Origin of the sequence: Synechococcus sp. R6-10 (assembly GCF_047461815.1) — a bacterium.
Lineage (GTDB): Bacteria > Cyanobacteriota > Cyanobacteriia > Thermostichales > Thermostichaceae > Thermostichus.
Genome location: NZ_JANSHW010000311.1, coordinates 1 through 10,799, shown reverse-complemented (window position 1 = coordinate 10,799; position 10,799 = coordinate 1). Strand labels below are relative to the sequence as shown.

Here is a 10,799-nt window from a genome sequence, read left to right as displayed (position 1 = left end):
GCCTGAGGTTGAGGATCGCATAACCAACCCACTGGCCTGGCCCGTGGTAAGTGACTTCGCCGCCGCGCTCTACCCGCAGGATTTCTGGCCCTTGTCCAGAGAGGAATTCTGGGCGGGCAGCTGGGGATCCTATCTGTCCAGCCAAGCTCTTGAGGAACTTGGGATCCGCCCCTGCCCCCAGGGTGTAGACCGGCGGGTGGGTGAGCAGTAGGAGCCCATCTGGCAGCTGCAGATTGCAGATCAGGCGAGCCACCCTGGCTTGCTGCCAAGCCCAAGCGGTGCGATAGGGCACCTCTCCCGCCAGGTGAACCTCCAGAGGCGGAGATCCCAAAGAGCGCTCAAACACCTGCGAGGACATCTCAAAGGCGGTTTTGCTGGAGAGCTCGCTGTGCCACCAGAAGATGACCAAAAGACCCCATCCCAGCAACGTCCACCTAGCCTACCGGCAGGTTAACCTGCGCCCGCAACCGCTCCAACAAGGCGCGAGGCTGCAACAGCCCCTCGATACGGTCAACCGGCTTCCCGTCTTTGAACAGGATGAGGGTTGGCACGGCGTAGATACCCCAGCGGGCAGCAATATTGGGGTACTTTTCTGTGTCAATCTTTACGAAAGAGATGGCGTCACCCACCTGCGGCTTCACCTGCTCCAGCACCTGGGCCATCACCTGACAGGGACCACACCAAGTGGCGTAAAAATCCACCAGGATGGGGGTTTTGGATCCCTGAATCATGTCGTCAAAGCTTTTGAATTGCTGTTTGTGCGCCATAGGAAACTCCAAGGGTGTTCTGAAAAGCCTGAGATGAAATCTATTTGTAAGCTAACTGTTTGAGATTAAAAATTGGTGTGGAGATCTCGCCGCAGCCTGCTTCGGTTTCCCGGTAGGATGGCTAGGGTTCAGGAGAAGAGCTAGAGCGTACCCGTAGTCTAGGGTGTTGTGGTGGACAAAGGGGCAGACTTTAGCAGGGCTTAAGCACTTGTCTTTTTTTGAGGAGTGGGATCCCAATGGCAACAAGTAGCAGCATGGTGAATCGTGGCGTGTTGGCTGCAGTGCTGGCCGGGGTAGGACTCAGCCTATGGGGGGCTTGGCGTTGGCTGTGGGATCCCTGGGGCTGGGCTCAGGTAGTGGCCGGGCTGCTGCTCAGCTTGGGAACGTTGCTGTACTGGCTGAAAACCCGCCCCGCTGACCAGCTGGTGGTGGAGCCCCAAGGCTGGCGCATCAGCCGCCACACCCCCGAGCACTGGGTCATTCAAGCGGAGTTTGTGGCTCGCAACCTCAACCCCCTTTTGGAAGTCACCTTGGCCCAGGTGGAGCCGCGACTGCATTTGCTCAGCGCCGGATCCCTAGAAGGCATTCACAACCGCCTACGCCTGCGCTCTCGCCATCCGGATCTTCCCCCCCGCCAAGACAACTACTGGCAGGCCTACATCATCACCCCCCAGAACCAGACTGGCCTAGAAGTCGAGATCGAGCTGAAGGGGGAAGGGCTGGCCCATTTGCGCTCTGCCTGGCTGGAGTTGGACTACATCCAGTACGGGCGGCAGCGGCGCACCCTCAAGACCAGCCATCTCATTCTGCCGTTGCAGGAGGTGGAGCCCTTGCCAGAGCTGAACTGGCAGAAGCAGGGATCCCTCCTTTGGGCCGCCGTTCCCACCCATCTGCTGACCCCCAGCGATGACTTGGCCGAGGTGCTGCAGCGGTACGTGAGCCCTCACGTCCAGCCTGGGGATGTGGTGGCTATTTCCGAGAGTGCCGTGGCCATTGTGCAGGGCAACTTTCGCCATCCCCTGCAGGTGCAGCCCGGCTGGCTGGCCCGCACCCTGTGCTACTTCTTCCCCTCCAAGACCAGTCTTTCAAGCTGCTACGGGATGCAGACTTTGATCGACTGCTCCGGGGCCTGGCGGGTGGTGTGGGCTTTTGTGGTGGGATCCCTGGCCAAACTGCTGGGGATCCCGGGGGTCTTTTATGCCCTGGCGGGGGAGCAGGCCGATCTCATCGACGACGTTACTGGCACCCTGCCTCCCTATGACCAGTTCATCGTGCTGGGGCCGCGGGATCCGGCCAAGTTGGTGGGGAATCTGCATCGGCAGACGGGCTACGAAGTGGCCATCGTGGATGCCAACGATCTGGGGCAGGTCAAGATCCTGGCAGCCAGCCCCGGCGTAGAGCGGGAGCTGGTGGAGCAAGCCCTGGGCAAGAACCCCGCCGGCAATGCCGCTGAACAAACCCCCCTTGTGCTGATCAGGAAGATGACACCTGACTGAGGCTCTGCTGGGATCCGAGGGCTTGCATCGCCTGGTGAGTGGAGAGGAAGAAGCGCTCAGCGCCCACTTTCTCCACAAACCCAGCCTTTTGGAGGCGATCCATTACCGGCCCCTTCACCTCGGCCATGGCAAAGCCCACCCCTGCCTGCTGCAAACGTTCCACCAACTGGGTCAGCACTTCCAAAGCGCTGCCGTCGATGAAGTTGATGGCGCTGGCAACGAGCAGCACCTGCTCCACTGTGGGTCGCGCCGCCACCTCTCGCAGCAGATACTCCTGCAAGTAGGCTGCGTTGGCAAAAAACAGGCTCTCGTCCACCCGCACTGCCAAGATACGGGGATCGGTAATCACCTCATGGCGCTGCACGTTGCGGTAGTGCTCCGTACCGGGCACCTGACCCACGATGGCAATGTGAGGACGGCTAGCCCGCCAAAGAAAGAGCAGGATGGAGACTAACACCCCTATTCCGATCCCCTGCTCCACCCCGATCCCCAGCACACTGGCAAAGGTTACCAACCAAACCAGGGCATCGCCACGGTCGTAGCGCCAGCTTTGCAGCAGGGGGTGAAAATCCACCAGGGCCAGCACCGCCACCAGAACAATGGCCGCCAGGGTGGTCTGGGGCAAGAAGGTGAACAGGGGCATCAGCCAGATGACCGTCAAAGCCACCAACAGGCCGGTGATTAGGGAGGCCAGGCCACTGTTGGCGCCTGCTTGAAAGTTCACCACCGACCGGCTGATGCCTCCCGTTACCGGATAGCCGCCACTGCAGGCTGCTGCCAAGTTGGCTGCCCCCAAAGCCACCAGATCTTGGTTGGGATCCACCTTCTGCCGCCGCTGGCTGGCCAAGGACTGCCCCACGGCATAGCTCTCCGTGAAGCCCACCAAGCTAATGGCCAAGGCGGTGGGCAGAAGCGCTGTCCACTGTCCCCAGCTCAACGAGGGAAAGCCCAAGGGGGGCAACCCGGAAGGAATGGAGCCAACAACGGATACCCCTGCCCTCTCCGAGAGGTTTAGGCCCCAGACCAACAGGCTGGTCACGAGCACAGCCGCTAGCGGTGCCCCCTTGGTCAAAATCAAGGCCCAACCTGGAGGCACACCCCAACGCCGCAGTTGGTGGGGCAACTTTCGCTGAGCGTACACCAGCAGGGATACGGCCAGCAGCCCTAGGCCAAAGGTTGCCCAGTTCACCTTGTCCAGGCTTTGCCACAGCCGCTGCACCAACAGCAAGAAGGACTCCGTATTGGCGATCTTGACCCCCAGGAGGTGGCGGAGCTGGCTGAAGCCGATGATCAAGGCCGCCGCGCTGCCAAAGGCAGTCACCACCGTGTGGCTTAAGAAATTGGCCAAAAACCCCAGCCGCAACAACCCCATCGCCCCTTGAATCAAACCCACTTCCAAGGCCAGGCCTAAAGCCAACTGCCCGTACTCTGGGCTGCCCGGCAAGGACTCCGTCCCGCTGACGCGACCGGCCAGCGGCTCTAACCCTGCCGCCACCAAGAGGGAGATGATGGCCACTGGCCCTACCGCCAAGGCGCGGCTGGATCCCAGTAGTCCATAGACGATCACCGGCAAAATACTGGCGTACAGGCCCACTTGGGGGGGCAACCCGGCCAACAGGGCATAGGCCATGCTCTGGGGCACCAACAGAATGGCCACCACAAGGCCGGCGATCAGATCTCCCGGCAAATCTGATCGTTGATAGTGGAAGACCCAAAGGGACTCCTTAGCAAAGGGCAGGTACCGCGCCAGGATCCCTTGCCCCGAAGAGGAAGCAGAAGGGATCCCACTCATAGCGCCTGACCTCGGTTCCAGGGCATGCGAGCCAAGAGCAGAGCCATGCCACAGGTGTTGGTTACACCCGCAAACACCAGCCCAGCGCCCACAAAGCCACTCAGCAGCAGCCACCAGGGGTTGACAAAGGCCCCCAGAAGGGTTCCGGTGAGCACCAGGGATCCCGCCGCAATCTGCACCTGCCGCATGATGGAGATGGGAGCATTTTGGGTGCGGGTAACAGGCAGCTTAGCCGCTTTCCAAGCCTCGATCCCGCCCTTGAGGCTAATCACCTCCGGCCAACCGCGGTCTAGCAACTGACAACCGGCGCGGATGGAGCGGCTGCCCATGCGGCAGTGCAACACCACCGGCTTCTCTGGCGTGGAAGCAGGCACTTTGGCCGGGTCAAAGGTAGATAGGGGCATGTTGATGGCCCCCGGGATCCGCTCATCGGCATATTCTCCCGGCTCCCGCACATCAATGAGCTGGACTCGCCCCTGATCCAGCCACTGTTTTAAGGTCAGGGCATCGATCTCCTTGAGACGGGGATCCCGTTCTTGCGAAGCGGAAGGGATAGGGTTTTGTTGGGTTACGGTCATGGTTGTCTCCTTGCTTCTAGCGTTGTCTAAAATGCAAAATGCAGCGATTTTTGGGATTAATCCCCCTCCTCAAGCAAATGACTGGGCTCACCGGGGTAAAACCGGCTATCCAGGATTTGCTCTGAGGAATAAGGGCAGGTTTTGGGGAAAATCTTTCTGGGCAGCTTGGTCTCCTCCAGGGCCAGCTTCAGCGCTCCCAAGTAAGACTTGGAGATGGCCTCTGGCAAATAGGGCTTGAGACTTGGGCTTTCTTCAAGAAGCTCCAGAACTTCCTGCCGCTGCAGCTGGAGGGTGAGGAGCCGGCTTGCGGATCTCCCCTCTGGCTGGTACTCCCACTTGAGGAGATGCCCAACCAAAACTGCAAGTCGGTTTCGCAGTTCCTGCCGCTGTTGCCTGCCCAACGATTCAATCTCCTCGACTAAATTGGGCAGATCCAGCTTCTCCCAGGCCCGATCCCGCAGAAATTGAGCTTGTTGCTGGATCCAAGCGTAGAAATCGCTCTCATAGAGACTTTCTCGATCCACGCTCAAACTCTCCATTTCTGGCAAGCCAATTGAGAGAAGGTTACCCAGAGCAGCGGGCCCTCACCATCGGAGTTTCACATGGGCTCCCCAGCCGGCGGGGGCTTACCCTGCACCTCGCTGCCCAGAAGGAATTAAACCGCTGCTGCCACTTGGCCGCACTGCTCGTTGGCCGGCACCGCTTCCTGGATCTTCTTGGGCTGGGGCAGGTTGAGGCTGTTCATCAGGGCAATGAAGCTCTCACGGGAACGCAGGTTGCCCGTTTCCGGATCCACAAAGCGCGGGTTCCAGCGCTTCTCCTCGCCAATGGTGGAGACGGTGTGCCCGCGATAGTCGTGGCCGGGGTAGACCAGCGTCTCATCGGGCAGCGTAAACAAGTGCTGGGTAACATGGTCGTACATCAGGCCGGGATCCCCGCTTTGGAAATCCGTGCGCCCACAGCCGCGGATCAGCAGGGCATCTCCGGTAAGGACGCGATCCCCATTCACGCGGTAGGTCATGTGGCTGTCGGTGTGGCCCAGGGTAGCGATGGCTTCAATGACGACGGATCCCACTTGCAGCGTTTCCCCATGACCGATGAAACGATCTGCACATTGAGCCTTGGCCTGTACTGGCACCACCCCTTGGCAACCGGTCAGTTCCCGCAGCTTCCCGGTTCCCGTGATGTGATCCGCGTGAACGTGGGTTTCCAGGCAGTACTTCAAGGTTAGACCCAATTCCCGAATCAGCTTCAAATCCCGCTCCACCTGCTCCAGCACTGGATCCACCAGGGCGGCCTCGCGAGTTGCCGGATCCGCGATTAAATAGGTGTAGGTGCTTGTTTCTGCGTCGAACAGTTGGCGAAATAGCATAGTGCCCTCCTGTCTGGTATCGAAAGTCCGACATGAACTTGGACTTTCTAGGAATACTATATAACTATCTAGTGTTAAAATCAAGTTGACGAACGGCGCAAGCAGGTTTGTTGATGGGAGAAAGCCGGTGAGCAGAGCGGATGTGAATGAGTGTCGCACGATCCTGACGCCGCAGGTTCTCAACAGCGTGGCGGAGTACTTCAAGGTTTTGGCGGAACCCAGCCGGCTGCAGATCCTGTGTGAGCTGCGCTCTGGGCCGAAGAATGTAACCCAGATTCTGGAAGCCACCGGCATGGGCCAGGCCAATGTTTCCAAGCACCTGAAAATCTTGGCGCAGGCAGGGATCGTCAGCCGTCAGCCCAAGGGGGTGAGTGTTTATTACCAAATTGCGGATCCCATGTGCTTTGAGCTGTGCGAAGTGGTATGTCGGCAGTTGGTGAGTCGGCTACAACAGCAAGCCCGCCAACTGGAGCCGCTGGCAGCCATTCACCCAGGTCAACCGAGCTGAGGCGAAAATGGTTCTCAAACGGGTTGGGGTTGTCGGGAGCACCTGATGATTAGTCCAGCCCCAGCCGCCGACGAAAGTAAGGGATGGTCTGTTGCAGCCCAACTTGCAGCGGGATCCGAGGTTCCCACCCCAAGAGGGCACGGGCTTTGCGAATGTCGGGCCGCCGCTGCTTGGGATCATCTGTTGGCAGAGGCCGGTAAACGATGGGAGAAGGGCTGCCCGTGAGCGCAAGGATCTGCCGGGCCAGCTCCAGGATCGTGAACTCCTCTAGGTTGCCCAAGTTAAAGGGTCCGGGGTAGGGGCTGTTCATCAGCCGGATCAAGCCTTCCACCAGGTCGGAGATGTAGCAAAAGCTGCGGGTCTGGGATCCATCCCCATAGACCGTCAGGGGATCCCCGCGCAGGGCCTGGACGATAAAGTTGCTCACCACGCGGCCATCGTCCTCCCGCATGGCGGGGCCGTAGGTGTTGAAGATGCGGGCCACCCGGATCTCCGTCTGGTATTGCCGCTGCCAGTCGAAGGTGAGGGTTTCCGCCAAGCGCTTGGATTCGTCGTAGCAGGCCCGCGGGCCGATGGGGTTGACGTGGCCCCAGTAGTCTTCCGGTTGGGGATGCACTTGGGGATCCCCGTACACTTCTGAAGTCGAGGCCAGCAGGAACCTCGCTCCCGTTTTCTGGGCCAGTTGCAGCAGGTGGTAGGTGCCCCAGAGGCTGGTGCGGATGGTGCGGATGGGATCCGCTTGGTAGTGGGGGGGAGAAGCGGGGCAAGCCAGGTGGTAGATCTGCTGGATCCCAGCCTCTGCCAAAGCGGGCGGCAGGGGCTCGGCAACGTCGTGCCAGATGAGCTGAAAGGCGGGGTTGTCCAGATGGGCCTGGACATTGAGCTGCCGGCCTGTGGAGCCATTGTCCAGGCAAATGACCCAGTGGCCTTCTTGCAGAAGGCGGGTTACCAAGTGGGATCCAATAAATCCCAGGCCACCCGTAACCAGGATCTTCATGATTTCCCCTGATTTCCCCAGCACCTACCAGCCCACTCCAATGAGGGTTATGCCCGCCTGCCGCACCGCCTCCCGATCCAGACAGTTACGGCCATCGATGAGCAAGGGCCGCCGCATCAGCTCTGCAATCCGTCGGTAATCCAGCGACAAAAACTCCGGCCACTCCGTCACCAACACCAGGGCATCGCAATCTTGGGCCAGGCGAAACACATCCGTTTCCACCACCACATGGGCCAACCCCTCCCGCATCCCTGAAGCGGACACAACGGGATCATACGCCTTCACCTTTGCCCCAAGGCGGTGGAGCTGCTCGATTAAGGTCAGGGAAGGGGCATCCCGCAGGTCGTCGGTGTGGGGTTTAAACGTCAGACCCAGTAGGCCAATGGTTTTTCCCTTGAGCACCTTGAGGGCTTGCTGCAGCTTTTCCACCAAACGTTGCCGCTGTTCTCGGTTAACCTCCACCGTGGCCTGCAACAGCTTGGCCTCATAGCCGTAGTCAGCAGCGGTTTGGATAAGAGCCGCCAGATCTTTGGGGAAGCAGCTTCCGCCCCACCCTATGCCAGCGTTGAGAAAGGCGCGGCCAATGCGCCTATCTAGGCCGATCCCTTCTGCCACCTGGGTGATGTCGGCGCCGGTGCGCTCACAGATGTTGGCCATTTCGTTGATGAAGCTAATCTTGGTGGCCAGGAAGGCGTTGGCGGCATACTTGATCATTTCGGCAGAAGCCAGGTCGGTCACCAGCAAAGGCACGGGATCCCCTTGCAGGCCCTGCTGGCGACTGAGGATGGGTTTGTAAAGCTGCCGCATGATCTCAATGGCGTGGGGGCTGTTAGAGCCAATCACAATCCGATCCGGGTAGAAGGTATCTTGGATGGCACTGCCCTCCCGTAGGAACTCGGGGTTGCTCACCACGTCAAACTGCGGCGTCCAAGGCGAGAGCTCCAAGGTCAGGGATCTGGCCTCTGGATCTCTCCCCACTTCTCGGCTGCTCAGCCGCTGCTTGGCGGCTTCGGCGGCCCCGTCCAAAATGAGCATGCGCACCCAGTCCCCAGAGCCAATGGGCACAGTGGATTTGTTGACAATGACTCGATAGTGCTCGTCCAGATGCTGGCCAATTTCCCGCGCCACTGCTTCCACGTAGCGCAGATCGGGATCCCCGCTGGGCAGGGCCGGGGTGCCCACGGCAATAAACACCACCTCGCTGGCCTGGATCCCAGAGCCCAGATCGGTGCTAAAGTGCAGCCGACCCGCCGCAGTTCCCTCCCGCACCAGCTCTTCCAGGCCGGGCTCGTAGATGGGCAGGCGACCCCGCTGCAGCCCTTCAATCTTGGCGGGGTTGTTGTCCACACAGATAACGCTATTCCCCAGGTGAGCCAGGCAAGCCCCTGTTACCAGGCCCACATAGCCAGCGCCTACCACAGCAACGTGCATACTCAGAGTTCGCTCCCCAATCGGCGGCCACTTGACTAAGCCTTAGCAGCTTGCTTTTAGGGTACCCTCCCTTACCCCTATTGAGGTCGGTGACAGAATAAAGCAGGATATCTGTGGATCCCCGCTCGAGCTGCAGTGAGCTTTCTGGATTCTGCTGCCATAGCCAGCCGCCGTCAGCGCCAAGTGCAGAGGGTGCTGTACGTCACGCTAGGGCTAAATGTCCTGGTGTTTCTGATCAAGTTAATCCTGGGGCTGACGACGGGATCCCTGAGCCTCATTGCCGATGCCCTACACAGCTCCACCGACAGCGCCAGCAACATTTTGGGCTTGGTGGCCATGCGCTTTTCTTCGCCAGAGCCCGATGACGACCATCCCTACGGCCATCGCAAGTTTGAAGCCATTGGAGCGCTGGGGATCGCCGCCTTTTTGGGGATGGCCAGCCTGGAGATCCTGCGCACAGCCGTGGAGCGGTTTTGGGAGCCCCAGCCCCACCTGCAGATCGATGAGCTGACCTTGGGGATGATGGTGGGCGTGCTGGGCATTAATGTCTTTATCACCCTCTACGAGCACTGCTGGGGCAAAGCTCTGTCCAGCTCGCTGCTGTTGGCCGATGCGCGCCATACCCTCAGCGACGTTGGGGTAACGCTGACGGTGTTGCTGGGGTTGGCCGGCATGCATTACTGGGGGATCCCTTGGTTGGATCAAGCCCTGGCTTTGCCGGTGGCGCTGCTGGTGCTCCGAAGCGGCTGGGAAGTGCTGCAGGAGAATCTTCCCTACCTCACCGACCGGGTGGCGATCCCTGCCGAGGCCCTGCGGGATCTGATCCTGAGCGTGCCAGGCGTGCTCGACTGCCATGACATCACTTCCCGCGGCATCCCAGGGGAAATGGTCTTTATCGAGATGCACCTGGTGGTGGAGCCACAGGACATTGAGTCCGCCCACCGCCTTACCGAGGAAGTTGAACGCCTCTTGCAGGAGCGCTACGGGCCAGCGCGGATCCTCATCCACCTGGAGCCTCGCTCCCATATCGAACAACCCTAGCGAGAGCTTGCCACCTGCCAACAGATGACCCAGCCAAGGCTCAGGGATCCTGATGTTTCCAAAAGAACACTAAAACGGTATCAACGCCTCTGCGAGCGTCCCTCAAAATCTCGGAAAAGCCCATTCTTTCGTCGGATCCCTCGACGCCTTGTGCCACAAGGCTTTCCGGCCCCAAAACCCCCTCGCCGAAACTCTTTTTGCCCCCTTTTTTCCGGATCCCTCGCAAACGGGTCTTGCATCCCTTGCCCTGCTTGGCTTTAATAGGGGTGGAGTTCCCCCTTCGGGGGGATCCCTAGAAATTGGAAACACTAAGGTAGCCTTTGAGATTACTAGTCGATTATCTCGACGTTCCCCCTTCGGGGGGATCCCTAGAAATTGGAAACGGTATCCCATCAACTATTGCTGATGGGTGCACTGGTTCCCCCTTCGGGGGGATCCCTAGAAATTGGAAACAATCCGACACCTGCAGGGTAGGCGTCCCAGTTCAGGTTCCCCCTTCGGGGGGATCCCTAGAAATTGGAAACATTCTCAGAGAATTCAGAATGTAGTCAAGGAACTCTGCATGTTCCCCCTTCGGGGGGATCCCTAGAAATTGGAAACCACACACCCAGGAGATAATCCTGGGTGTTGTTTCTATCGTTCCCCCTTCGGGGGGATCCCTAGAAATTGGAAACTTAAACAGGGAAGAAAGGCACCCAGGTGCCTAGGGAAAGTTCCCCCTTCGGGGGGATCCCTAGAAATTGGAAACGTCGCTAGAGGGTAGCCGATTTAGACACGACAACAAGTTCCCCCTTCGGGGGGATCCCTAGAAATTGGA

The 10,799-nt window shown here is 59.5% G+C and carries 11 protein-coding genes and 1 CRISPR repeat array; of the genes, 3 read left to right on the top strand and 8 right to left on the bottom strand.

What is annotated here, in order from left to right; translation table 11 throughout:
- Nucleotides 1–427 (bottom strand): lipoyl protein ligase domain-containing protein (locus tag NW837_RS09335; protein WP_414330955.1); only part of this gene is annotated, 427 nt, incomplete at its 3' end.
- A gap of 7 nt (nt 428–434) precedes the next feature.
- Nucleotides 435–767: a thioredoxin gene (gene trxA / locus NW837_RS09330; protein WP_414330952.1), complete on the bottom strand. Its 333-nt coding sequence runs from the start codon at nt 765–767 to the stop codon at nt 435–437.
- Between the two features lie 236 nt (nt 768–1,003).
- Here trxA and NW837_RS09325 point away from each other — a divergent pair, with 236 nt between their 5' ends.
- Nucleotides 1,004–2,263 (top strand): hypothetical protein, encoded by a 1,260-nt coding sequence (locus NW837_RS09325; RefSeq protein ID WP_414330949.1) that lies wholly within the window; start codon nt 1,004–1,006, stop codon nt 2,261–2,263.
- On the opposite strand, the gene NW837_RS09320 is transcribed toward NW837_RS09325, so the two are convergent.
- The 4 genes from NW837_RS09320 to NW837_RS09305 all read right to left on the bottom strand — a co-directional run bounded on the left by NW837_RS09320 (nt 2,241) and on the right by NW837_RS09305 (nt 6,005).
- On the bottom strand, nt 2,241–4,055 hold the full coding sequence (locus NW837_RS09320) for a SulP family inorganic anion transporter (RefSeq protein ID WP_414330945.1): 1,815 nt from the start codon (nt 4,053–4,055) through the stop codon (nt 2,241–2,243). The two genes, NW837_RS09325 and NW837_RS09320, sit on opposite strands and share 23 nt — an antisense overlap.
- Nucleotides 4,052–4,633: a rhodanese-like domain-containing protein gene (locus NW837_RS09315; protein ID WP_414330942.1), complete on the bottom strand. Its 582-nt coding sequence runs from the start codon at nt 4,631–4,633 to the stop codon at nt 4,052–4,054. Before NW837_RS09315 ends, NW837_RS09320 begins: the two co-directional genes overlap by 4 nt.
- 56 nt (nt 4,634–4,689) lie before the next feature.
- A complete protein-coding gene (locus NW837_RS09310; protein ID WP_414330939.1) occupies nt 4,690–5,157 on the bottom strand; it encodes a DUF29 domain-containing protein in 468 nt (155 codons plus the stop codon).
- A gap of 131 nt (nt 5,158–5,288) precedes the next feature.
- Entirely contained in the window at nt 5,289–6,005 is a 717-nt protein-coding gene (locus NW837_RS09305) for an MBL fold metallo-hydrolase (protein ID WP_011433521.1), read from the bottom strand.
- 127 nt (nt 6,006–6,132) lie between these two features.
- Here NW837_RS09305 and NW837_RS09300 point away from each other — a divergent pair, with 127 nt between their 5' ends.
- Nucleotides 6,133–6,513, top strand: coding sequence for an ArsR/SmtB family transcription factor (locus NW837_RS09300; RefSeq protein ID WP_414330936.1), 381 nt, complete (start codon nt 6,133–6,135; stop codon nt 6,511–6,513).
- Between the two features lie 49 nt (nt 6,514–6,562).
- Here the strand turns inward: NW837_RS09300 and NW837_RS09295 are convergent, their stop codons facing one another.
- Both NW837_RS09295 and NW837_RS09290 read right to left on the bottom strand, forming a co-directional pair.
- Nucleotides 6,563–7,510: a UDP-glucuronic acid decarboxylase family protein gene (locus tag NW837_RS09295; RefSeq protein WP_414330933.1), complete on the bottom strand. Its 948-nt coding sequence runs from the start codon at nt 7,508–7,510 to the stop codon at nt 6,563–6,565.
- Nucleotides 7,511–7,534: 24 nt separating this feature from the next.
- Nucleotides 7,535–8,941 (bottom strand): UDP-glucose dehydrogenase family protein, encoded by a 1,407-nt coding sequence (locus tag NW837_RS09290; protein WP_414330930.1) that lies wholly within the window; start codon nt 8,939–8,941, stop codon nt 7,535–7,537.
- Nucleotides 8,942–9,076: 135 nt separating this feature from the next.
- Between NW837_RS09290 and NW837_RS09285 the strand changes: the two genes are divergently transcribed.
- Entirely contained in the window at nt 9,077–9,982 is a 906-nt protein-coding gene (locus tag NW837_RS09285; protein WP_414330927.1) for a cation diffusion facilitator family transporter, read from the top strand.
- Nucleotides 9,983–10,253: 271 nt separating this feature from the next.
- Nucleotides 10,254–10,730: direct repeats of the CRISPR family, unit length 36 nt; unit sequence GTTCCCCCTTCGGGGGGATCCCTAGAAATTGGAAAC.
- Between the last annotated feature and the right edge of the window lie 69 nt (nt 10,731–10,799).